The sequence below is a fragment of the Sporosarcina sp. SAFN-015 genome, from assembly GCF_059415085.1.
The window spans coordinates 135,955-159,173 of the sequence record NZ_JBPFDR010000009.1 but is presented as its reverse complement, the minus strand read 5'-3'; the positions used below and the strand labels follow the sequence as shown (position 1 = coordinate 159,173).

The following is a 23,219-nucleotide window of genomic DNA, read 5'->3' as shown; positions in this document are numbered from 1 at the left end:
AAAACTTGAAAAAACATATTGTGACTATCATTTTTACAGTAGTGTTATTGATTGGTAGTACGAACGAAAGTTTTGCAGCCTCTTCAACGTATAAGGTCAAAAAAGGTGACACGCTTTATAGCATAGCGGAAATGCATAAGATCACCGTTAAAGAATTGAAAGCTTGGAATGGCATGAAGTCGAATACCATTCATCCGAATCAAAAATTAAAGGTCGTGAAGACCGATACTAACGTTGAGAAGCAATCGAAGACTAAAAAGGTAGCAAAAACACCATCGCGATCTGATGACGACGATGTAGTAAAAGAAATAACAGTTTCTGCTAGTGCTTATACAGCGAATTGTAATGGCTGTTCCGGCATCACATCAACCGGCATTAACTTAAAGCGAAATCCTGACGCTAAAGTAATTGCTGTTGATCCTTCTATTATACCATTAGGTACGAAAGTGTACGTGGAAGGGTACGGGTATGCAATCGCGGGAGATACTGGAGGCTCGATAAAAGGAAATAAAATCGATGTTTTCTTCCCAAGCAAAAGTGAAGCGTACAAATGGGGCAGAAAACAAGTGAAAATAAAAATATTGAAATGACGATAATAAGCTGATCCCCTCATTGCCGAGGGGGTTGGCTATTTTATTGCTCCCAACACCTATTCATCGTGGTAAACTTATGTAAACAAAGGGGAATGGGGAGTGAAGATGGAGAAAAGAAGGTTGTTCCTCGGGATAGTCGCTATTCTTGCAATTGCATTATACATTTGGATAGCTTATTTCGAGATTCCAGCGAAGGTGAAAATCGGGGAGGATAAACTACAAGAAGAGTCATCGAATGTAGGGATTGACGCATCTTTGAAAGGGGAAGTCATATGAATATTTTTATAGTTACCGGTTCTTCTAAGGGAATCGGTTATGAATTGGTAAAACAGTTAAAGGGGAGAGGGGACAAGGTAATCGGCATTGCGAGGACGAATGAAAACGACGCCGCTCATATGGTGACTGCAGATCTTTCGCAGACTGATCGATTGACTGGCATCATTGCGAATGTACTGGAAGAGAATCTTTCATCCGCCACATCGTTCACATTGATCAACAACGCTGGAACGGTGGAGCCGATCGGTTTAGTCGGTACGATTGACGAAACGAAAATGGCGCAAGCACTCGCTGTAAATTTAACCGCGCCAATGATTTTATCGAATGCTTTCATGTCTGTTCTTGAAAAGTTTGAGGGGCGCAAAAGGATCGTAAATATATCTTCAGGGGCAGGACGGAATCCATATGAAGGATGGGGCGTTTATTGTACAACAAAGGCGGGGCTCGACCATTTTTCACGAGTCGTATCTTTAGAACAGGAGACAGCGGAATTCCCTGTCGAGATCATTTCGATTGCCCCTGGAATTATCGACACCGGCATGCAGGAAACAATCCGGGCGAGCAATGCGGATGATTTTCCATTGCACGACCGTTTCGTTGACTACAAACAGCAAGGACATTTAAGCAGTGCGGAAGAAACAGCGAGTAAACTGATAGCCATTTTGGATCGCGAAGACTTCAGCAAGCTAGGACCGATTGCGGATATTCGGCAGATCGGTTAATGAAAAACCGCTTGGATCCTAAAGGTCCAAGCGGTTTTTTATTCGACAACTTGAATAACTGTATCAAAATCCCTCACTTTTTCAATTGCGATCAAAAATGGGGGATTTTTTCGTTGGTTTAACAATTCGTAGCGGGCAACGTGAACATCGGCTTGGTGGAGAGATTTCACATATGCGAGCAATGCATCTCGCTCTTCCTTACCGCCTTCATGTCCATCATAGACGGATATCGTAATGATTCCACCTTTTTTCAACATGCCGAGCAGCTTATCGATCGCTTCGATTGTGGAATCGGGTTTTGTAATGATGGATAAATCTTCACTGTATGGAAGATAGCCTAAATTGAACATTGCACCACCAATTGGCTTCGTAACATATTGATCCACATTGGCATGGCTGTCCAAAATCAATGTGACGCGCTCGTTCAGCGTATCTAATCTGTTAGCGGTAGCTTCGAGTGCTGCTTGCTGGATATCGAAAGCGTACACTCGTCCTTCTATACCAACGAGGTCCGCTAAGAATAATGTGTCGTTTCCATTTCCAGCAGTCGCGTCTACTACCGATTCACCTGGCAACACAGTTTCACTGATCAACCGCTTTGAAAATGGTAAAACCCGATGCAATAAAATTTGATTCATATTCGTTCAACCGCCTTTCCGAAAAACTTTCCTTGGTAGCTGTCGCGGCGTTTCAATTCTTTGTCGATGCCGTTTAGAACATCCCACTTTGACGCACTCCACATCGGACCAATCATTAAATCGAGCGGTCCGTCACCTGTAATTCGGTGGACAATCATTTCGGGGGGAAGAATCTCAAGCTGATCGACGACAAGGTTAATATATTCATCCATTGTAAGGAACTCAAGCATGCCTTTTTCGTATTGTTTCACCATGGGCGTTCCTTTTAATAAATGCAGTAAATGAATCTTGATGCCTTGGACATCCAGCTTTGCCACTTCTCTTGCCGTTTCCATCATCATCTCTCTGTCTTCTAGCGGGAGCCCATTAATGATATGGCTGCACACTCGGATGCCGTGCCTTCGCAATTTTCCCACGCCTTCCACGTACGTTGCGTAATCATGCGCTCTGTTCACGAGCTTAGCCGTTTTTTCATGAACGGTCTGCAAGCCTAATTCGACCCATAAATATGTCCTTTCATTCAGCTCGGCTAAATAATCGACAACATCATCGGGAAGGCAATCGGGACGTGTGCCGATTGAAAGTCCGACAACACCGGGTTGAGCAAGTGCTGCTTCAAACTTCTCTTTCAAAACAGGAAGCGGGGCGTGTGTATTCGTGTATGCTTGAAAATAGGCGATATACTTGCCTTCCCTCCATTTTTGGTGCATTTTATCACGGATTTCCGCGAACTGGACATCTATCGATTTTGCCCGGTCTCCTGCAAAATCTCCAGAGCCTGCAACACTGCAAAACGTACAGCCGCCGAAAGCGACCGTACCATCGCGATTCGGACAGTCAAAGCCTGCATCTAGCGCGACTTTAAATACTTTGAATCCGAATTCATCCTTTAAATGTCTTGACCATGTATGATACCGTTTCCCTTCTGTCGGGAACGGGTAACTGAAGTCTGCCATCTGTTTCAACTCCTCTAATCGTACATTGTATCATGTCGGATTCAATCAGTGTCATCTGAATTGCGGAACATATTCCGTTTTTGTTGTCCGAAACCAGAAAAAGGAATACACTCAAAATAGCTTTTGGCAGGAGATAAAGATCGGAGGCGAAATAAATGCCTAATAAAGTTTGGCTTCTCATTATAGGGATGTTTGTCAATGTCATAGGGAACTCGTTCTTATGGCCTTTGAATACAATTTACATGCATGATTACCTCGGCAAATCGTTGGCGGTCGCGGGGCTGGTCTTAATGGCGAACGCTGGAGCGGGTGTCGTCGGGAATTTGCTTGGTGGATTTTTATTCGATAAGATCGGTGGATTCAAATCAATCATGGCGGGCATTGTCATTTCGATTTTGGCACTTGCTTACCTTGTGTACGACCATAGTTGGTATCCGTATATCATTTTGCTAACCATATTGGGATTCAGCGGAGGCGTTATTTTTCCGAGTATGTATGCGATGGTGGGGACTGTATGGCCTGAAGGCGGCAGGAAGGCGTTCAACTCAATTTATTTGGCGCAGAACGTCGGTGTCGCTATCGGTCCAGCGCTTGCTGGTCTTGTAGCTTCCGTCCATATTGATTATATCTTTTTGGCGAACTTAATCTTTTACGTTATTTTTCTTTTTATCGCTTACTTCGGATATAAAAAGCTTGAAATCGCACCTGATCGGCATACAGACGTCATTCGGGAAACAGCGCGAATTAAAAATAAAGCACCTTTTTACGCATTGCTTATTTTAGTAAGCGGCTATTTGATCACGTGGCTCGTCTATTCACAATGGTCGACGACGATTTCCACACATGCTCTATCAATCGGCGTAACATTAAGAGAGTACAGCTTTATATGGACGATCAATGGACTGCTGATCGTTGTCGGACAGCCGCTTATCAAACCGCTTATCAAACGGCTTGAAAAGCAGCTGAAAGCACAAATGGTCATTGGAACAGTTATTTTCATTATCTCGTTCATTGTTGTCAGTTTTGCTGGCTCATTCCAAATGTTCATCGCTTCGATGGTCATCCTCACATTCGGTGAAATGATTGTCTGGCCAGCCATTCCGACGTTGGCGAGTCAGCTTGCACCAAAAGGGAGAGATGGATTCTACCAAGGAATTGTCAACTCCGCTGCAACAATCGGTCGTATGATCGGCCCATTGGCAGGGGGGATCCTAGTCGAGGTTCACGGCATGAAAATGATGCTTTTGCTATTAACGAGCCTCATGGCTATTACAATTGTTACGACTCTACTATATGATCGACCATTGAAATCATTAGAAAAACCGGAAATCCAATAAAGGGTTTCCGGTTTTTTTAGTTTCGAAGATTGCTTCACGATAAATAGTTTGATTAAATGAATATAGGATATTTGCAATTTTTCTGAAGTATGTAAAGGGGGAATACTGGATGAAACCAATTTATTCAACAGCTATGGAAGCAATTTCACAAATTGAAGACGGATCCACATTAATGGTGGGGGGCTTCGGACTTGTAGGAATACCTGAACAGCTCATTTTGGCACTTGTTGAAAAAGGTGTTAAAGATTTGACAATCATTTCGAATAACTGCGGCGTGGACGAATGGGGACTCGGCCTTTTATTAAAAGAAAAGCAGATTAAAAAAATGATCGGCTCCTATGTAGGCGAAAACAAGGAGTTTGAACGCCAAGTATTATCAGGAGAAATTGAAGTTGAATTGACTCCACAAGGGACGCTCGCTGAAAAGATCCGCGCTGGAGGTGCTGGTATTCCCGCATTTTACACCCCTGCGGGAGTTGGAACAACGGTAGCGGACGGCAAAGAGACAAGAATGTTTGATGGCAAAGAATATGTCCTGGAGGAAGCCCTTGTCGCCGATTTTGCATTGATTCGCGCAGCGAAGGCGGATAAAATCGGAAATTTGATTTATAACAAGACAGCTCAAAATTTCAATCCAATGATGGCTGCGGCAGGCAAGTTTACAATTGCGGAAGTGGAAGAGATTGTGGAAACAGGACAGCTCGATCCTGCAACGATCCATACACCGAGCATCTATGTGCAAGGTCTATTCCAAGCGAAACAGGAAAAACGGATAGAACGATTAACGATTCGATAAGGGAAGGGGATGTTCACGATGAATTTCAGAGAGAGAATTGCAAGACGTGCGGAAAAGGAAATTAACGACGGTGACTACGTAAACCTTGGCATCGGTATGCCTACATTGGTTGCCAACTATATTTCAGATGATAAAACGGTTGTGCTTCAGTCGGAAAATGGACTTCTTGGAATCGGACCATATCCAACGGAAGACGAAGTTGATCCGGATTTGATCAATGCTGGTAAGGAAACGGTAACGACAATCCCCGGATCTGCATTTTTCAACAGCGCAGAATCGTTCGCAATGATTCGTGGAGGGCATGTCGACGTAGCAATCCTCGGAGGAATGGAAGTGTCCGAAAAAGGAGATCTTGCCAACTGGATGATTCCTGGGAAGATGATCAAAGGAATGGGCGGCGCGATGGATCTCGTGCATGGTGCGAAAAAAATCATCGTCATTATGGACCATGTCGCGAAAGACGGCTCAGCGAAAATAAAGAAGGAATGCTCATTGCCACTGACAGGAAAAGGAGTCGTCCATAAAATCATTACGGAACGCGCCTTGATCGACGTAACGCCTAACGGACTGGAGTTAAAAGAAGTGTTCGAAGGATTCACCATCGAAGATGTCATCAATTCGACAGAAGCGGAATTGAAAGTCAATATTGGTTGAGCACGAAATGCCAAGTCCTAGATAATGGACTTGGTATTTTTTATTTATCGAATAAGTGGAGTTATCTATTGAATCAGGAAAGGTATCACCAAAAAGGGACCTTTGGCTCATTTGTTTCCTAGTGACTTCCATTAAATTATAAGATATTTAGTTGTAATTTGTAACACATTCGGGTACACTACAATAAACTGAATTCAAATAGCGTTGGCGTTGAAAAGGAATTAGTAATCGGTCCGGTCGATTGAAGAGAGCAGGCGGTTGGTGCAAGCCTGTACGACTACGATGAACTCGCCTTTGAGCCTGCATCGGTGAACCAATAGTAGCCAGTGCCGTTTTCCGCGTTAAGGAATCAAGTTGGGCGGCATTGCCGTCAATTTGGGTGGCACCGCGGGAGTACATATACCTCTCGTCCCTTAATGTTTTAAGGGACGGGAGTTTTTTTATTTCCGCAATAACGCGATTTGAATGTAATGGGAAGGAATGAACAGAGATGAGTTACAAGCATGTGGAAATTGAAAAGAAATGGCAGCAATATTGGAAAGACAATAAAACGTATAAAATGGTGAACGACGAATCGAAGCCGAAGTTTTATGCGCTTGATATGTTCCCATATCCATCTGGGGCAGGACTTCATGTCGGCCATCCGCTTGGCTATATCGCAACGGATATTTTAAGTTCATTCAAACGAAAGCAAGGCTATAATGTCCTTCACCCGATGGGATGGGACGCGTTCGGATTGCCAGCTGAACAATATGCGATTGACACGGGTAATGATCCAGCTGAATTCACTGCGAAAAATATTGCAACATTCAAGCGCCAAATGAATGATCTTGGGTTTACTTATGACTGGGACCGTGAAGTGAATACGACAGATCCGAAATATTACAAATGGACGCAATGGATTTTCATCCAATTGTATAAAAAAGGCCTTGCGTACATTGATGAAGTACCGGTCAACTGGTGTCCTGCACTTGGTACGGTCCTTGCGAACGAGGAAGTGATCGACGGTAAATCAGAACGTGGCGGTCATCCGGTTGAACGTCGTCCGATGCGCCAATGGGTATTGCGCATTACGGAATATGCGGATCGCTTGCTTGAGGATTTGGATGAGCTTGATTGGCCAGACAGTTTGAAAGATATGCAACGCAACTGGATTGGACGTTCTGAAGGTGCTCAATTGACGTTCGACATTGAAGGAACTGATCTTTCATTCGAAGCATTCACGACACGTCCTGATACAATTTTCGGTGCAACATATGCTGTTCTTGCCCCTGAACATAAGCTTGTCGATAAAATTACGACTGCTGAACAAAGAGAAGCAGTGAATGCTTATTTAGATAAAGTAAAAACGAAAAGCGATTTGGAACGGACTGACCTTGCGAAAGAGAAAACAGGCGTATTCACTGGTGCTTATGCCATCAACCCTGCGAGCGGCGAAAAGATGCCGATCTGGATTGCGGATTATGTACTTGCTTCGTATGGAACTGGAGCTATCATGGCGGTTCCTGCACATGATGAAAGAGACTATGAGTTTGCGGTAGAATTCAAATTGCCGATTGTAGAAGTCGTTGCAGGCGGCGACATTTCGAAGGAAGCATATGTTGGTGATGGCGAGCATATCAACTCCGATTTCTTGAACGGTCTAGGTAAAGACGAGGCAATCGAAAAAGCAATTGCTTGGTTTGTTGAAAACGGCAAAGGCGAGAAGAAAATTACGTATCGTCTGCGCGATTGGTTATTCTCCAGACAACGTTATTGGGGTGAACCGATTCCGATCATCCATTGGGAAGACGGCTCGATGACTCCTGTCGATGAATCCGAATTGCCATTGATGTTGCCGAAAACGGATAATATCAAACCGAGCGGAACAGGCGAGTCTCCACTTGCGAATATTGAAGAGTGGGTCAATGTCGTCGATCCGGACACAGGCATGAAAGGTCGTCGTGAAACGAATACGATGCCGCAATGGGCAGGCAGCTGCTGGTACTACTTGCGCTATATCGATCCAGATAATGACGAAATGCTAATTGATCCAAAACTAGCGGAACGCTGGTTGCCGGTCGACATTTACGTCGGCGGTGCGGAGCATGCGGTTCTTCACCTTCTATATGCACGTTTCTGGCATAAAGTGCTTTACGATATCGGTGTCGTGCCAACGAAAGAGCCTTTCCAAAAACTATTCAACCAAGGAATGATCCTTGGGGAAGGGCATGTGAAGATGTCCAAGTCGCTTGGCAACGTCATCAATCCAGACGACATCGTTCATTCACACGGTGCAGATACACTTCGTCTATACGAAATGTTCATGGGACCGCTTGATGCATCGAAGGAATGGTCGACAAATGGACTAGACGGGTCTCGTCGTTTCTTGGACCGTATTTGGCGCCTATTCGTCAATGAAGACGGAACTCTAAGTTCAAAAATTGGTGGCGAGCCAGGCGGTACGCTTGAAAAGGTGTACCACCAAACTGTGAAGAAAGTGACGGAAGACTTGGAAGGCATGCGCAACAACACTGCCATTTCACAAATGATGGTATTCATCAATGAAGGATATAAAGCAGATTCGATTCCAAAAGAATATGTCGAAGGCTTTATTACATTGATTTCACCGATCACTCCGCATCTTGCTGAAGAGCTATGGGAAATGTTAGGCCATGAAGAATCCATCGCATACGTTGCATGGCCAACGTACGATGAATCGAAACTTTTCGATGATACAGTGGAAGTTGCTGTTCAAATCAATGGAAAAGTCCGTGCGAAAATTGATGTCGCTAAAGACATTACAAAAGAGGAACTTGAAAAAGTTGCTCTTGCAGACGAACAGGTGAAGCAATGGATCGATGGGAAAGAATTGAAAAAGGTCATTGCAATTCCTGGAAGATTGGTTAATATCGTGGCAGTTTGATTTCAATAAAATAAAAATCCGAAGAAATGGATGCGTCCATTTCTTCGGATTTTTTTGATTGCGTCCAAAGCGGGCCTTCGTGCGTCCAAAGTAAGCTGCTCCGCGTCCAAAGCGGGCCGTTGCGCGTCCAAAGTAATCTACTCCGCGTCCAAAGTGGGCCGTTGCGCGTCCAAAGTAATCTACTCCGCGTCCAAAGCAGGCCGTTGCGCGTCCAAAGTAATCTGCTCCGCGTCCAAAGCGAGCCTTCGTGCGTCCAAAGTAATCTGCTCCGCGTCCAAAGCGAGCCTTCGAGCGTCCAAAGTAATCTGCTCCGCGTCCAAAGCGAGCCTCCGTGCGTCCAAAGTAATCTACTGTGCGTCCAAAGCGGGCCGTTGCGCGTCCAAAGTAAGCTGCTCCGCGTCCAAAGCGGGCCATCGTGCGTCCAAAGTAATCTACTCCGCGTCCAAAGCAGGCCATTGCGCGTCCAAAGTAAGCTGCTCCGCGTCCAAAGCGGGCCGTTGCGCGTCCAAAGTAAGCTGCTCCGCGTCCAAAGCAGGCCGTTGCGCGTCCAAAGTAAGCTGCTCCGCGTCCAAAGCGAGCCTTCGTGCGTCCAAAGTAAGCTGCTATACGTCTAAAGCAAGTATCACGTCCAAAGCAATCCTCTTCCAAATCAAAAAACACCAGAATCCTTGAATCTGGTGTTTTAACATATTAGCCTTCATCCTTCGCAAATGCCCCTGCATTCATCCCTGCAATCCGCCCAGTAACGAGCGCAGAAGTAATATTATATCCGCCGGTATAACCATGGATATCTAAAATCTCACCACAGAAGAAAAGCCCGTCCTTTTTCCGGGAAGCCATCGTTTTAGGTTCGATTTCCTTTGTCGAAACGCCTCCACCTGTAACGAATGCCTTTTCAATCGGCTGCGTGCCGTTTACAGTCATCGGGAATCCTTTCAGCAACCCTGCAAGCTTGCGGATCTTTTCATTTGAAAGTCCTGCGCCAATATCGGCTTCATCGATGCCTGCACGGTTAAATATAAACAGCAGCCATCGCTCTGGAGCGATTCCTTTCAAACTGTTTTTTACCGCTTTTTTGGGATCTTCCTTCAACATCGCTTGGATCATTTGAAAAGCCTTTTCTTCATTCATCGAAGGAAGGGAGTCAATCCGCATTTCGACGGGTTGTTTTCCATTTTTCATCTGCTCCTTCACGACGAATTGGCTGCAACGCAATATTGCTGGGCCGCTCAATCCGAAGTGGGTGAAAAGCATGTCCATCTGATGGGTAATAAGCGTCTTTCCTTTTGCATTCAAAACGGAAACAGCAACATCGCGCAGTGCGAGCCCTTGCAGTTCTTTGGATTGGATAAACGGTTCATCGGATAATAGCGGAACTTCTGTTGGATATAGCTCCGTCACTGTATGTCCTGCTTTTTCGGCCCATGGATAGCCATCTCCTGTACTTCCGGTTTGCGGGACCGCCTTGCCGCCTACTGCAACAACGACTGCATGAGAACGGATTTCTTCACCGTCTTCCAGACGTACGCCCAAAATCCGATCATCATCCATCAATAATTTCTTCACGCGAGTCGATAATCTCACTTCCACTTGCAATCGGTCCATCTCGGAAAGCAACGCATTGACGACGTCCTTCGCCTTATTCGAAACAGGGAACATCCGACCGTGATCCTCTTCTTTCAGCGGTACGCCAAGCCCTTCAAAAAATGCGATGATATCTTCGTTATTAAAGACGGAAAAGGGACCATACAAAAATCTTCCGTTTCCGGGAATGTTTTTCACGATTTCCTCTAAGGGCAGACGGTTTGTTACATTGCATCTTCCACCACCCGAAATCGATAATTTATTCCCGAGCTTTTTCCCTTTATCAAGAAGGAGAACCTTGCCTCCGTTTTCTGCTGCAGCGATCGAGGCCATCAGTCCTGAGGGACCCCCGCCGATGATTATGACGTCATACATATATGGAACCACACTTTCAGTTTTTCTCTATTATACATGGATGCACTCAATAATCATTGTGAAAAGTGCCGTCGGGGGGTAAACTGATAAGTAGCTTTGTGGAGTAGTTCTTATGATTGGAAGGATCAAATATGTCATCAAATCTTGTTAAAGGCACGGCCATTTTAACGATCGGCCTCTTCTTATCGAAGGCGCTTGGTCTTTTATACGTCATACCGTTTTACGCGATTGTCGGGGTTGAGAATATCGGTTTGTATCAATATGCATACATTCCATACAATTTAGCTTTGGCAGTTGCGATTTCTGGTGCACCACTTGCCATTTCAAAATTCGTATCGAAATATAATGCGATGGGCGACTATGCCACTGGACGGAAATTAATGAAATCCGGCATGCTTGTCATGTTAGTTACAGGCATCTTGTCGTTCTTGATATTATTTTTTCTGGCTGAACCTATTGCGCATCTTGTCGTGGTCGATGATGACCAAAGATATACGATGGCGGAAGTTACATCCGTGATTCGGTGGGTGAGTTATGCGCTACTTGTTGTCCCATTGATGAGTATTGTACGTGGGTATCTTCAAGGTAACCAGAAGTTTGAACCGACTTCTGTTTCTCAACTTGTTGAGCAGATTGTCCGAATTCTTTTCGTGTTGCTTGGAGCGTTCATTGTAGTGAATGTCATGGATCTTTCTCCGAGGACAGCAGTGAAATTTGCGGTATTTGCAGCATTCATCGGCGCGGTTGCTGGCCTTGCTGTATTATATAAATATTGGATGAAGTATAAACCTGAATTCAATCAACTGTATGCGAGCAGTCCGCCAGCAAGCGATATTACTTTTCTTGATATGTATAAAGAAGTAATAGGGTATACAATCCCATTTGTTCTTGTCGGAGTCATTAATCCCCTTTACCAATTTGTAGATATGATTACATTTAATAATGCGATGAAATCGATCGGCCTATCGGACGTAATGGATGACTACTTTACAATGCTCAACTTTTTGACACATAAAGTCGTCATGATTCCCGTTATGGTGGCTACCGGTTTTTCGATGGCTTTGATTCCGGTCATTACAAGCTTTTATACGAAGAAAGATCAGAAAGGAATTACCCGATCACTCGACCAAACATTTCAAATCATGCTGTTTTTGACCGTTCCGATGGTTCTTGGCTTGATTGTCCTATCGAATGAAACCTATACTTTCCTATATAGCAAAAGTACGGCTGGCGCGGAGGTTCTCGCCTCTTATGCACCCGTCGCCATCCTGTTCGGTCTCTTTACAGTAACAGCCGCTATCCTGCAAGGGATCGACAAGCACAAATGGATCGTCTTCACTTCGCTAACGGGACTTTTATTTAAAATGATTTTGAATATCCCGCTCATCAAACTTTTTGAAGTGAACGGTGCGATTGCTGCTACGGCGATTGGATATGCCATTGCAGTCGGGATCAATATATATGTCATATCGAGAGTTCTACATTATCGTTCGAAAATGGTATTCAGACGCCTCATCCTTATTGGGATTTTCAACATCATTATGCTTATTGCTGTTCACTTTACATTAAAAGGTTTGCTTGCAATTAATCCTGTAGAAGGCAAAATGCAGGCATTGTTATATGTTTTAATTTGTGCGGTTGTAGGAGTAGTTGTTTACGGAGCCCTTTCTTTGAAATCGGGACTTGCGCAAAAGCTGTTCGGCGATCGATTGACGAAGATTACAAAGAAGCTTGGCTTTGGAGGGTGAGAAATGCGACTCGATAAATTATTGGCGAATATGGGCTATGGTTCTCGTAAGGAAGTTAAGCAGCTATTGAAAAATGGTTCTGTTCAGGTGAATGATGCGCCGGTGAAGGATGCGGCGCTCCATGTTAATCCGGAAAAGGATGAAGTGACAATCCTCGGTGAACGGGTCGTCTATAAGGAATTCATTTACTTGATGTTGAATAAACCACAAGGTGTCATTTCTGCAACTGAGGATAACCGGGATAGAACTGTCATCGATTTGCTGGATGAGGAGCATCGTCATTTTGAACCTTTCCCTGTAGGAAGGCTTGATAAGGATACAGAAGGATTCTTATTGATTACAAATGATGGCAAGCTGGCGCATGAATTACTGTCTCCGAAGAAGCATGTTCCAAAAACGTATTACGCCCGTATCGATGGGAACGTCGATGAAACTGATATTGAAAAGTTTGCAGAAGGGGTCACGTTGGACGATGGTTACTTCACGAAACCGGGACAACTCAGTATATTGCAATCAGGCGAGACGTCAGAAATTGAGCTGACGATTACTGAAGGGAAGTTTCATCAAGTGAAGCGGATGTTCGAAGCGGTCGGGAAGCGGGTCGTCTATTTGAAACGCCTATCGATGGGACCCCTGGAATTGGATAGTTCCTTATACTTAGGGGAATACAGGGAGCTGACCGATGAGGAAGTCGCAATGCTCCGCAATGAAAAAAGCTGAACCGAATTACTCGGTTCAGCTTTTTCATATTTTGTTACGTCTAGACTCAGGGCGCAAGAGTCTCGGGGTCATAAGTCAAAGTTGCTCTGTGGCAAAGAATGCCACGCCGCATCTTCGCCTTATGCCTGTCGCCTCTGGTCAGGCGCCCTTCGCTTTTGTTTATGGAAGTGTCATCATGAAGGCAATTTAACTTTTTTCTTTGTTGTCGTCCATTTTCCGCGGGCCGGGCTTGTAATGAGCTCGTTGTATTCGAGGACATTCAAGTCTCTTTGCGCTGTGCGGTTTGTGATGCCGAATTCTTCAACAACATTTTCCGTTGTGACAATACCCCTGTCAAGGATATATAAATATACGTCCTTGATGCGGGTAAGCATACGATCAGTAGCTGGATTCAACTGTGGAACCACTCCTTCATCTTCATTTTCCAAAAACGATGGGCATGAGACTATTGAATGTACCGTATGTTAGTTGAACTGCCCCCCGACAATGCACTCCTTTCATCAGAACTTTGCGTCAGATGCAATGTTCTGACAATATAAGTATAACTCATTTTTGCTAATAGTACATGAATTTTTTGTAAAAATTCTGTTGAGATTGTTTAGCTCTTTATTTTCTGGACCGAACATGTGAAAATAGGGTATTAAGAAAGAAGGTGCTTGGATTGGTGAATTGGCATGATAAAGTGTTGGAAAAAGAAGAACTTGTAATTGATGACTTGAAACAATTGATTTCCATTCCGTCGGTGCTTGATGAAAGCTTGTCAACTGATGATGCACCGTTTGGTCCGGAGCCGAAGCGTGCGCTCGATTGGATGCTGGAGGAAGGTAGGAAAGCTGGATTTACTGTGAAGAACGTCGACAATATGGCTGGCCATATTGAAATGGGAGAAGGGGATGAACTGCTTGGCATCCTCTGTCACGTCGATGTTGTACCTGCCGGTGGCAATTGGACATTCGGCCCATTTGATGGAACCGTGAAGGACGGAAAACTGTTTGGCCGTGGGGCGATTGACGATAAGGGGCCGACAATCGCTGCTTGGCACGCCATGAAATTAGTGAATGAAGCTGGCATACCTTTGAACAAAAGAGTCCGGCTCATTATTGGGGCGGATGAAGAAAGCGGTTTCCGATGTGTTCGACGTTATTTTGAAAAAGAAGAGATGCCGACAATCGGGTTTGCTCCAGATGCAGATTTTCCAATCATCAACGCAGAAAAAGGAATCTCCACATTAGTGTTTACTCAAAAGACGAAAAAAGCTGATGGGCAGCTTCTTCATTTCAAATCGGGCGACCGGACAAATATGGTGCCCGATTATGCGGAAGCACATATTAAAGGATTCGATTTCAAGGATATTCAAAGTAAGTTTGAAAGCTACACGAATATACACGGTATTGTGGCTTCAATTGTCGAGGAAGACGGTGAGGCGGTTTTACGTTTTCACGGCAAGTCTGCACATGCGATGGAGCCGGATAACGGTGTAAATGCTGCTGTACTACTAGCCGCGTTCCTGAATAAGATCTTCGAAGAAGGCGAATCGAAGGATTTTACCCAATTTATTCTCGACGCATTCGGGACGGAGAGTCGAGGCCGCTTTCTCGGGTTAGCTTATAATGATGAAATTTCTGGCGATACAACATTGAATGCCGGCATCGTTTCTTTCACTCCTGAACAAGGCGGTCAAGTTCTAGTGAGCATGCGGTATTCTGTCACGTATCCCTTTGAAGAGAAAATCGGAACTTGCAATGACAGACTAAAGGATTCATCATTCGATTTGACTGTGAAATCGAACTCGAAACCACATCATGTCGATGCGAATGATCCATTCATTAAAACGTTGCAGGAAATTTACACGTCCTATACGGGTGAAGAGGCAGAGCTATTGGCGATTGGCGGAGGCACGTATGCCCGAGTGCTTGATAAGGGAGTCGCTTTCGGTATGCTCTTCCCTGGAAGGGACGATGTCGCTCACCAAGCGGATGAATATGTATATATTGAGGACTTATTAAAGGCGACAGCTATATACACGGAAGCAATTAGCCGTCTTGCATCCGATAAAGGGGAAGGGGAAAACGAATGACGATTTATTTTATTGATGGGAAGTTCACGAGCAAGGATAGTTTGAACATTTCTGTAGACGATAGGGGATACTATTTCGGCGATGGAGTGTATGAAGTCGTTAAAGTGTATGATGGGGAATTGTACACAGCAGAGGAGCATTTTGCGCGCCTTTGTCAGAGTGCTAAGAAAATTAAAATGGCAATTCCTTATTCGGAACAACAGCTCATTGACATTGCGAAAGAATTAGTGAAAGTGAACGAAGTGAATACCGGCCATATTTATTTGCAAGTGACACGAGGGGCGTCTCCGCGCATCCATCAGTTCCCTGAACTATCTGTTGCTCCTGTTGTGACCGCCTATGCAATCCATAATCCAAGGCCGTTGAGCAATATTGAAGGCGGTGTCTCCGTGAAGTCGGTTGAAGATGTCCGCTGGCTGCGCTGCGATATTAAAAGCTTGAACTTGCTTGCCAATGTCCTTGCGAAACAAGAGGCTTATGAAGCGGGCTGTGCAGAGGCGATATTTATCCGTGACGGACTCGTCATGGAAGGATCATCTTCCAATGCATTTGGTGTGAAAGACGGGGTCGTCATTACACATCCTGCTACAAATCTTATCTTGAACGGAATTACGCGCCAAGTTGTATTGAAGCTTTGCGCTGAAATGGGTATTCCTGTCGAAGAAAGGGCATTCACTCCTGAAGAAATGGCTGCGATGGATGAATTTTTCATAACTTCGACTACTGCAGAAATCACTCCTGTCGTCTTGATCGATGAGAAACCGGTTGGATCCGGAGCGCCTGGGGTAATAACAAGACAATTGCAAGAGGCCTTCGCACGGCAGATTCCATTGACCGTGGCGGGGGAATAATGTACTTTGCCTACTGATCGGAGTGGATGAAATTGGCGCAACTCGTCAAACTGCTTGATTATGTATCACGCTATGAAAATGATTTATCACGTTATCCGACACAATATATCCGCTTGAAAAACTCCCAATGGAAACGGATGAAAACACAATGGGAGCATGGCGTTGACTTGTCGGAATGGCAGCATATTCCTGATGAGGCGGAAGAGCCGGCTGAGGAGGGGAAATGGTACTCCCCTCTCTTCCGTCTCTTTGGCAATCGGAAAGGTCGTTCTGAAGAAGCGGAGCCGATCGAAACAGCGAACGATGAACAGGATGATGTAGGTGTATTGGATTTTAATCCGAACATCATCTATAACCCAAAAACCGAACAGCAGCTTCGAAAGCTTTACTTGGACCAGCTTTTCCATTTCCAATTGAAATGGGCAAGCTCAACGATGATGGAAAAGTCGAATTTGGATGCAAGCTTTATGAGGGATACATTGTTAAGAAGCTTTACCCAGCAGCTGCCTGACAGCTATCTTCTGTTCTATTATCCAATTCTCAAAGTGAAAAAAGCACCTGTTGAACTTGACATTGTACTCGTTACACCTATAGAATGCCTATGCATCACCGTGTTGGAAGGGGAGGACGCTGCGGCGTTCATTGGAAATGGCGATCGTTTTTGGACGAAAAAATTCGGAGATAAAGAATCCAGGGTATTGAATCCTTTTATCGGACTGAGTCGGATGGAGAAAATACTATTAGGAATTTTTGCTGCGAATGACATAGATTTCCCTATTAAGAAATTGGTTATTTCGAGAAATGGTTATATCGATTATCCGGGATTGCCGTTTGACACGGATATCGTTGATCGAAAAACATACGGGGCTTGGTTCGACTCACTACGGAAATCGACTGTTCCGATGAAGTTCAACCAATTCAAAGCGGCCCAATCGATTTTGGATTTGGGACAAACTACTGCAGTGAGCAGACTTTTTGAAGAGCAGATGGAGCAGGGAGAACCTGATAATAACGAATAGAAAAGAGTGTAATGAATTATGCGGCTACGCAATAAACCGTGGGCAAAAGACTTCATGGCAGAACATCCTGATGTACTGATCCATGAAGAAGAAGGAACAACAATTGACTGGAAATCGGTTTTCGGCAATGAAAATCCGATCCATGTTGAAGTCGGGACAGGAAAAGGGCAATTTATCATCGGAATGGCTTTAGCCAATCCTGACGTCAACTATATAGGAATCGAGCATTTTGATAATGTCATCGTCTCCGCCTTAGAAAAGGTCATAGAGGCAGAAAAGCCTTCCAATCTACGCCTTTTAAGAGGAAATGGCGCGAATTTAGAGGGTTTATTTCAAGCTGGAGAATTAGACCGAATTTACTTGAACTTTTCCGATCCATGGCCGAAATCCCGCCATGCAAAACGCCGATTGACCCACGAATCGTTTTTGGCACGCTATGAGAAAGCGTTGAAGAATAGAGGGGAAATCCACTTTAAGACTGACAATCGAAAGCTATTTGAATACTCGCTTGTTTCGATGTCTGCTTATGGAATGATCCTTCAAGATGTGTCGCTTGATCTGCATGCAGAAATGCCCGAAGACAATATTATGACCGAATATGAAGAGAAATTTTCAGCAAAAGGGCAGCCGATATATCGTTTGGAAGCAATGTTCAATAATTAATGACGAGTGAAAGGGGAGGTTTTGTTTGGATACATACAATTTTCACGATATGAAGCTTGCTTGGCTTGATGGGGGAGTCAATTTTCTTGATGGCGGGACGATGTTTGGGGTCGTTCCGAAAGCGTTATGGTCGCGCAAATATGATGTCGACGAAAATAACTTGATAGAGCTGCGGACTGATCCTATTTATATTGCCTATGAAGGAAAGCATATCATCATAGATTCAGGGATCGGGAAGGGAAAACTTACGGACAAGCAGAAACGCAATCTCGGTGTCCGTGCTGAGACGAAGGTGGAGGAAAGCTTGGAGGAGCTCGGATTGACGCCTGCTGATATCGATATTGTCCTCATGACTCATTTACATAATGATCATGCTGCAGGGTTGACCGGCTGGAAGGATGACACGCTAGTCTCTGTTTTCCCGAACGCTGAAATTCATGTTTCTCAAGTTGAATGGGATGAGATGAGGAATCCTAATATTCGTTCAAGGAATACGTATTGGAAAGAAAATTGGGAGCCGATCCAGCACCAAGTGAAAACTTTCGAAGGCCAAGTGGAAGTATTGCCGGGCATTGAGATGATCCATACTGGAGGCCACAGCGACGGACATAGCGTTGTTAAGCTGACCCGAAACGGTGAAACGCTCATTCATATGGGGGACATTATGCCGACGCATGCTCATAGCAATCCGCTATGGGTGCTCGCTTTTGATGATTATCCGATGACTTCGATCTTTGCAAAGGAAAAGCTAATGAAAGAAGCATTGCCGAACGGATATCGATTCATTTTTTATCATGATGCGGTTTATCGTCTCGTCCAGTGGGATGAAAGCGGCAAGGAAATCATCGAATCAATCGAACGCACAAAATAAGAAATAGAAAAGCAACAGATGAAGACAAGCTTTGCTTTGCTCTTTCAACTGTTGCTTTTATTATGAATCATTTTTGTATCAATTCAACGACAGTACCTGTTTGCGAATTCGCCGCAAACTCAAATTGTTCTAGTTCACCATTCCGAATTCTCGTGATGCCGCCTCGGTATACTTCCATCGACAAGACATTGTTAGTAAACGGCTCAGGTTTCATGACGATCCACGAGCCATCGATCGGGCCTTCTTTTTTGAAGGACTCCTTCACTGCGTTCAGGACATGTTCTGCCGGAGTGTTCGGGTTCATCTTCCCGATTGCTTGATTGACAACCAGTCCAGCAGCTACACCTGTCAAAACCCCTGCAACGAAATCTTTCACTTTCATGGCTAAGAAACCCCCTCCATCAATCTTCCCCAAGTGTACCATATTTCAAAAAAATGTTTAACTGCTGAAATAGTAGTTCGGAAACCTAAATATTATGATGGAAAGTTTCAAATACGTACACTATACTAGAAGAAGTACATATCGAATTGGGGGAAACTTTTCATGAACAACGAAACGTTGACAATGTTCAAAACATTGACCGAGCTGCCTGGCGCGCCAGGAAATGAGCATATGGTACGCAAGTATATGCGTGAGGAGCTAGCGAAGTATTCCGATGAAATCATTCAAGACAACCTTGGTGGTGTGTTTGGCGTACGAAAAGGCTCCGAGGACAGTCCGCGCATCATGGTAGCCGGCCATATGGATGAAGTCGGTTTCATGGTAACTGCTATAACAGATAACGGCATGCTTCGCTTCCAACCGCTTGGAGGATGGTGGAACCAAGTGCTATTGGCGCAACGTGTCCAAATCATGACAGATGAAGGGCCGGTTGTCGGTGTTATCGGTTCCATTCCGCCACATCTACTCAGTGACGAAGTTCGAAATAAGCCGATGGATATTAAAAATATGCTTATCGATATTGGAGCGGACGATAAAGAAGATGCGAAAAAAATCGGCATCCGTCCTGGCCAGCAAATTGTGCCGATCTGCCCATTCACGCCGATGGCAAACGAAAAGAAGATTTTGGCGAAAGCTTGGGATAACCGTTATGGATGTGGCTTGGCAATCGAACTATTGAAAGAAGTCCATGGGGAAACTTTGCCGAATACCCTTTATTCAGGAGCAAACGTCATGGAGGAAGTCGGGTTGCGTGGAGCGCAGGCTGCTGCACGTATGATCAACCCGGATTTGTTCTTCGCCTTGGATGCAAGCCCGGCAAATGATGCCTCTGGGAATAAAAAAGAATTTGGCCAGCTAGGAAAAGGGACGCTGCTGCGTATATTTGACCGTTCAATGGTCACTCATCGGGGAATGCGTGAATTCATCCTTGATATGGCAGAAACGCATAAAATCCCTTATCAATATTTCATCTCAATGGGGGGGACGGATGCAGGACAAGTGCATATTTCTAACGAAGGTGTACCAAGCGCCGTAATTGGAATCTGCTCTCGCTACATCCACACGTCTGCTTCCATCATCCATACAGATGATTACGCAGCAGCGAAGGAGCTTCTCATAAAACTGGTGAAAGCTTGCGATAAAACGACAGTTGATACAATCAAAAGTAATATGTGATTGAATCAATGCCGATTAAAAATAGAGCCATCCTTTCAGTTGCAATGGGGATGGCTTTTTTCGACGGAAAGGAGAACAGCATGAAATTCATCATAGGGTCTACCAATCAGGCGAAAGTGAAAGCGGCAAGAGCGGTGATTGAAAGCCATTTTCCAGGAAGTGAACTGTCCACAGTGAAAGTTCCTTCCGGAGTAAAAGAACAGCCTTTTGGAGATGAGGAAACAAGGACAGGAGCTTTGAACCGCGCAACGAATGCCGCTAATGAATTAGTAGGGGCAATCGGTATCGGATTGGAAGGCGGAGTACGCATGCTTGGTGACGAGATGTTCGTTTGCAACTGGGGAGCGCTCGTGCTGCCGTCCGGTAAGTCGTTTACAGCTGCAGGAGCTCAGATTCCGCTGCCTGACGAAATCGCTTCTGAATTACAGAAAGGCAGTGAACTAGGGGTTGTTGTCGATGAATATTTCAAAGAAAGCGGCATCCGGTATAGCGAAGGAGCTATCGGGATGTTTACAGCCCATACAATCACCCGTGATTTACTGTTCGAACATGTCATGCAATTATTGATAGGCCAATTAAAATACTATAAGAAGGCTAACTAAATCGCGAAATTTGCATATAAGCAGTATTATCTTTAAAATAGGTATCGGTATTTGATTAAAAATGTACGATTGGAGGAAGCTGAATGTTCCGCCTGTGGAAATTCTTATTCCTGGCATTCCTATCCATTAGTGTATTAACCGCATGCGGTAAAACTTTCGATGAACAAGCCGCTGAGGCAATTCTCTCGGCAAAAGAAGCCTTTCAATTACATGATCAACATGTGAATGATGAAGTCCATGGAGTTTCTTTATATAAACCAGCTGGATTTACGATTGAAGAGAAGTCCGATGCTCAAAACATTGTTATGAAAAAAGGCGATGAGACATTTCTCCTTTTCATCAATCCGAATGAAGATAAGAATAGCAGACTCTTTTATGATCTGTTAACTAGAACAGAGGATGACAAGCGGGTTGAGGAAGTATTTACCGATGATGGATATTTCGGTTTCGCATCGATTGTAAAAAAGGGCGAAGACCAGGTTGAGCTTGTTGCAAGTGTCGGTGGAATTAAGATGACAACAATTACAAAAAACAAAAATATAGAAGTGAATATGGGCAAAATGATGGAAATTGTACGATCCATCGAACAAGGCTCGTAATCCATAGACTAGGCGGTCACCCGGCGCAATTGCGGCGAGCGGCCGTTTATTTTTGAAGAAAGGATGAAAGGTATGAATTCACAACAACTAGTGGAATTATTAAAAGAACATTTGCCGTCCGAAAATCTGCAATGGCGTTTCGATCGGAAAACTGATAAAGTCCGATTAGAGCATACTGTTCTGAAAAAAGGGATGGATATTTCCTTGCCGGAAATCCTTGCGAAGTATGAAACAAAGCAAGAAGCAGCAATCAATGAAGTTGTCTATACGATAAGGGAAACTTTCAAGGCGATGGAAAAAGAACAGAAAGACGGATTTGTGACAGAGAATGCAATTTATCCGGTTATCCGCTCTACTTCATTCCCTCAAACATCGAAAGCAGGAGATCGTTTTATCGTAAAAGACCACACTGCTGAAACGAGAATTTTCTATGCTTTGGACTTGGGAACGACGTATCGTCTGATAGACGAATCAATGCTAGATTCCATTGGCATGACGGAGTCGGAGATAATAGAGTCCGCACTTTTTAAAGTAAGAGCATTACCAACAAATATGAAAAAGGATGAAGTGGCTGGCAATATGTTTTATTTCGTCAATAATAATGACGGATACGATGCGAGCCGTATTTTGAATCAATCTTTTCTAAAGGAAATGGAAGAGAAAATTGAAGGACATATGACCGTTTCGGTTCCCCACCAAGACGTTCTCATTATTGGCGACATTCGAAACGACACAGGATATGATGTCCTTGCACAAATGACGATGCAATTTTTCACAGTTGGAGCAGTGCCTGTCACGTCCTTGTCATTTATTTATGAAGATGGTAAATTGGAACCGATTTTCATTATGGCAAAAAATCGGGTTGCTCGAAAGGAAGGGAAGAGGAAATGAATATTTTTTACAATCAAAACGGAGTGGGCGACGTGCTTTTCGTCCAACTAACGACAGAACGCCCAAATAATAAAGAAGTCGAAAAAAATCAGGACATAGCAATCATTAAAGACGAGGAAACGAATAACGTTGTAGCTTTCAACGTCTTCAACGCTTCTAATTATGTGAAGGTAGAAGCCGATGGTCAAGTTGAAACGACGGAAGAAATTGTCGGTCAGCTAAAGGAAGCACTAAAGGCTAATGGTGTGGAGCTTGAATTGGATGTAGATTTCAGCCCTAAGTTTGTTGTTGGACACGTCGTTGATAAAGAAAAGCACCCAAATGCAGATAAATTAAGTGTCTGCAAGGTCGACGTTGGGAATGAAACGCTTCAAATTGTCTGTGGTGCACCAAATGTCGATGCTGGTCAAAAAGTTGTCGTAGCAAAAGTAGGAGCGGTAATGCCATCCGGAATGGTCATAAGAGATGCAGAACTTAGAGGAATTGCATCATCGGGCATGATCTGTTCAGCAAAAGAGCTTGGCATCCCGAATGCCCCAGCTGAAAAAGGCATTATGGTCCTTTCAGAAGATGCAGTACCCGGAGAAACATTTGTAATATAATTTGTAATATATTTACTTAATCCAGCAATTACGCCAAGTCGTAATTGATTGAACGTACTGTTTACAGCAGTACGTTTTTCTTATTTTGGCCATCTGATTGATTTAGTTGATGAAAACCTGCT

27 protein-coding genes and 1 other annotated feature are annotated in these 23,219 nt (G+C 44.2%); of the genes, 19 read left to right on the top strand and 8 right to left on the bottom strand.

The window, feature by feature from the left end:
- The first annotated feature begins 5 nt into the window (after positions 1 to 5).
- From ACR65H_RS15565 to ACR65H_RS15555, 3 genes are all read left to right on the top strand, one after another.
- Positions 6 to 590, top strand: coding sequence for a 3D domain-containing protein (locus ACR65H_RS15565; RefSeq protein WP_440501474.1), 585 nt, complete (start codon positions 6 to 8; stop codon positions 588 to 590).
- A gap of 102 nt (positions 591 to 692) precedes the next feature.
- Positions 693 to 869 (top strand): hypothetical protein, encoded by a 177-nt coding sequence (locus ACR65H_RS15560; protein ID WP_440501472.1) that lies wholly within the window; start codon positions 693 to 695, stop codon positions 867 to 869.
- Entirely contained in the window at positions 866 to 1,591 is a 726-nt protein-coding gene (locus ACR65H_RS15555; RefSeq protein ID WP_440501470.1) for an SDR family NAD(P)-dependent oxidoreductase, read from the top strand. Before ACR65H_RS15560 ends, ACR65H_RS15555 begins: the two co-directional genes overlap by 4 nt.
- A gap of 38 nt (positions 1,592 to 1,629) precedes the next feature.
- Here ACR65H_RS15555 and mnmM read toward each other — a convergent pair whose 3' ends face one another.
- Both mnmM and mnmL read right to left on the bottom strand, forming a co-directional pair.
- The gene (gene mnmM / locus ACR65H_RS15550) at positions 1,630 to 2,229 is read right to left on the bottom strand and encodes a tRNA 5-(aminomethyl)-2-thiouridylate-methyltransferase MnmM (protein WP_440501469.1); all 600 of its coding nucleotides are present in this window, start codon (positions 2,227 to 2,229) and stop codon (positions 1,630 to 1,632) included.
- On the bottom strand, positions 2,226 to 3,185 hold the full coding sequence (gene mnmL / locus ACR65H_RS15545) for a tRNA modification radical SAM protein MnmL/YtqA (RefSeq protein ID WP_440501468.1): 960 nt from the start codon (positions 3,183 to 3,185) through the stop codon (positions 2,226 to 2,228). Before mnmL ends, mnmM begins: the two co-directional genes overlap by 4 nt.
- 155 nt (positions 3,186 to 3,340) lie before the next feature.
- On the opposite strand from mnmL, the gene ACR65H_RS15540 reads away from it, so the two are divergent.
- From ACR65H_RS15540 to leuS, 4 genes are all read left to right on the top strand, one after another.
- Complete coding sequence (locus ACR65H_RS15540) at positions 3,341 to 4,522, top strand: MDR family MFS transporter (RefSeq protein WP_440501467.1); 1,182 nt, start codon at positions 3,341 to 3,343, stop codon at positions 4,520 to 4,522.
- A 109-nt stretch (positions 4,523 to 4,631) separates the two neighbouring features.
- Positions 4,632 to 5,318, top strand: coding sequence for a CoA transferase subunit A (locus tag ACR65H_RS15535; RefSeq protein ID WP_440501465.1), 687 nt, complete (start codon positions 4,632 to 4,634; stop codon positions 5,316 to 5,318).
- A 9-nt stretch (positions 5,319 to 5,327) separates the two neighbouring features.
- On the top strand, positions 5,328 to 5,972 hold the full coding sequence (locus tag ACR65H_RS15530; RefSeq protein ID WP_440501463.1) for a 3-oxoacid CoA-transferase subunit B: 645 nt from the start codon (positions 5,328 to 5,330) through the stop codon (positions 5,970 to 5,972).
- 201 nt (positions 5,973 to 6,173) lie between these two features.
- Positions 6,174 to 6,389, top strand: a binding site (T-box leader).
- Positions 6,390 to 6,462: 73 nt separating this feature from the next.
- A complete protein-coding gene (leuS, locus tag ACR65H_RS15525) occupies positions 6,463 to 8,877 on the top strand; it encodes a leucine--tRNA ligase (RefSeq protein WP_440501461.1) in 2,415 nt (804 codons plus the stop codon).
- A gap of 2 nt (positions 8,878 to 8,879) precedes the next feature.
- Here the strand turns inward: leuS and ACR65H_RS15520 are convergent, their stop codons facing one another.
- From ACR65H_RS15520 to ACR65H_RS15505, 4 genes are all read right to left on the bottom strand, one after another.
- Positions 8,880 to 9,008 carry a hypothetical protein gene (locus ACR65H_RS15520; protein WP_440501459.1) on the bottom strand — a complete coding sequence of 43 codons (129 nt, stop codon included), beginning with the start codon at positions 9,006 to 9,008 and terminating at the stop codon, positions 8,880 to 8,882.
- A gap of 48 nt (positions 9,009 to 9,056) precedes the next feature.
- Positions 9,057 to 9,197, bottom strand: coding sequence for a hypothetical protein (locus ACR65H_RS15515; protein WP_440501458.1), 141 nt, complete (start codon positions 9,195 to 9,197; stop codon positions 9,057 to 9,059).
- Positions 9,198 to 9,308: 111 nt separating this feature from the next.
- Positions 9,309 to 9,470 (bottom strand): hypothetical protein, encoded by a 162-nt coding sequence (locus tag ACR65H_RS15510; protein WP_440501457.1) that lies wholly within the window; start codon positions 9,468 to 9,470, stop codon positions 9,309 to 9,311.
- Between the two features lie 97 nt (positions 9,471 to 9,567).
- Positions 9,568 to 10,836, bottom strand: coding sequence for a BaiN/RdsA family NAD(P)/FAD-dependent oxidoreductase (locus ACR65H_RS15505; protein WP_440501456.1), 1,269 nt, complete (start codon positions 10,834 to 10,836; stop codon positions 9,568 to 9,570).
- Positions 10,837 to 10,967: 131 nt separating this feature from the next.
- Between ACR65H_RS15505 and ACR65H_RS15500 the strand changes: the two genes are divergently transcribed.
- On the top strand, positions 10,968 to 12,584 hold the full coding sequence (locus tag ACR65H_RS15500) for a putative polysaccharide biosynthesis protein (RefSeq protein ID WP_440501455.1): 1,617 nt from the start codon (positions 10,968 to 10,970) through the stop codon (positions 12,582 to 12,584).
- Positions 12,585 to 12,587: 3 nt separating this feature from the next.
- The gene (locus ACR65H_RS15495; protein ID WP_440501453.1) at positions 12,588 to 13,304 is read left to right on the top strand and encodes a pseudouridine synthase; all 717 of its coding nucleotides are present in this window, start codon (positions 12,588 to 12,590) and stop codon (positions 13,302 to 13,304) included.
- Positions 13,305 to 13,477: 173 nt separating this feature from the next.
- Here ACR65H_RS15495 and ACR65H_RS15490 read toward each other — a convergent pair whose 3' ends face one another.
- Positions 13,478 to 13,699 (bottom strand): DeoR family transcriptional regulator, encoded by a 222-nt coding sequence (locus ACR65H_RS15490; RefSeq protein WP_239431539.1) that lies wholly within the window; start codon positions 13,697 to 13,699, stop codon positions 13,478 to 13,480.
- A gap of 269 nt (positions 13,700 to 13,968) precedes the next feature.
- Here ACR65H_RS15490 and pepV point away from each other — a divergent pair, with 269 nt between their 5' ends.
- Genes pepV through ACR65H_RS15465 form a run of 5 tightly spaced genes read left to right on the top strand, consistent with a single transcriptional unit; the run spans position 13,969 to position 18,785 of the window.
- Positions 13,969 to 15,381: a dipeptidase PepV gene (gene pepV / locus ACR65H_RS15485; RefSeq protein ID WP_440501521.1), complete on the top strand. Its 1,413-nt coding sequence runs from the start codon at positions 13,969 to 13,971 to the stop codon at positions 15,379 to 15,381.
- Positions 15,378 to 16,232, top strand: a complete 855-nt coding sequence (gene dat, locus ACR65H_RS15480; RefSeq protein ID WP_440501451.1) for a D-amino-acid transaminase — start codon at positions 15,378 to 15,380, stop codon at positions 16,230 to 16,232. Before pepV ends, dat begins: the two co-directional genes overlap by 4 nt.
- Positions 16,233 to 16,264: 32 nt before the next feature.
- Complete coding sequence (locus tag ACR65H_RS15475) at positions 16,265 to 17,251, top strand: nuclease-related domain-containing protein (protein WP_440501449.1); 987 nt, start codon at positions 16,265 to 16,267, stop codon at positions 17,249 to 17,251.
- Between the two features lie 18 nt (positions 17,252 to 17,269).
- On the top strand, positions 17,270 to 17,914 hold the full coding sequence (gene trmB, locus ACR65H_RS15470; protein ID WP_440501447.1) for a tRNA (guanosine(46)-N7)-methyltransferase TrmB: 645 nt from the start codon (positions 17,270 to 17,272) through the stop codon (positions 17,912 to 17,914).
- A gap of 25 nt (positions 17,915 to 17,939) precedes the next feature.
- Positions 17,940 to 18,785 carry a YtnP family quorum-quenching lactonase gene (locus ACR65H_RS15465; RefSeq protein WP_440501446.1) on the top strand — a complete coding sequence of 282 codons (846 nt, stop codon included), beginning with the start codon at positions 17,940 to 17,942 and terminating at the stop codon, positions 18,783 to 18,785.
- A 67-nt stretch (positions 18,786 to 18,852) separates the two neighbouring features.
- On the opposite strand, the gene ACR65H_RS15460 is transcribed toward ACR65H_RS15465, so the two are convergent.
- Positions 18,853 to 19,167, bottom strand: coding sequence for a hypothetical protein (locus tag ACR65H_RS15460; RefSeq protein WP_440501445.1), 315 nt, complete (start codon positions 19,165 to 19,167; stop codon positions 18,853 to 18,855).
- 162 nt (positions 19,168 to 19,329) lie between these two features.
- Between ACR65H_RS15460 and ACR65H_RS15455 the strand changes: the two genes are divergently transcribed.
- The 5 genes from ACR65H_RS15455 (at position 19,330) to ytpR (ending at position 23,097) form a co-directional block, all read left to right on the top strand.
- Positions 19,330 to 20,403 (top strand): M42 family metallopeptidase, encoded by a 1,074-nt coding sequence (locus ACR65H_RS15455; protein WP_440501444.1) that lies wholly within the window; start codon positions 19,330 to 19,332, stop codon positions 20,401 to 20,403.
- An 8-nt stretch (positions 20,404 to 20,411) separates the two neighbouring features.
- Entirely contained in the window at positions 20,412 to 21,005 is a 594-nt protein-coding gene (locus tag ACR65H_RS15450; RefSeq protein ID WP_440501442.1) for a DUF84 family protein, read from the top strand.
- An 83-nt stretch (positions 21,006 to 21,088) separates the two neighbouring features.
- Complete coding sequence (locus tag ACR65H_RS15445) at positions 21,089 to 21,604, top strand: hypothetical protein (protein ID WP_440501441.1); 516 nt, start codon at positions 21,089 to 21,091, stop codon at positions 21,602 to 21,604.
- Positions 21,605 to 21,667: 63 nt separating this feature from the next.
- Entirely contained in the window at positions 21,668 to 22,495 is an 828-nt protein-coding gene (locus ACR65H_RS15440) for a DUF1444 domain-containing protein (protein WP_440501439.1), read from the top strand.
- On the top strand, positions 22,492 to 23,097 hold the full coding sequence (gene ytpR, locus ACR65H_RS15435; RefSeq protein ID WP_440501438.1) for a YtpR family tRNA-binding protein: 606 nt from the start codon (positions 22,492 to 22,494) through the stop codon (positions 23,095 to 23,097). The genes ACR65H_RS15440 and ytpR overlap by 4 nt, the downstream gene beginning before the upstream one ends.
- The last annotated feature ends 122 nt before the right edge of the window (positions 23,098 to 23,219 follow it).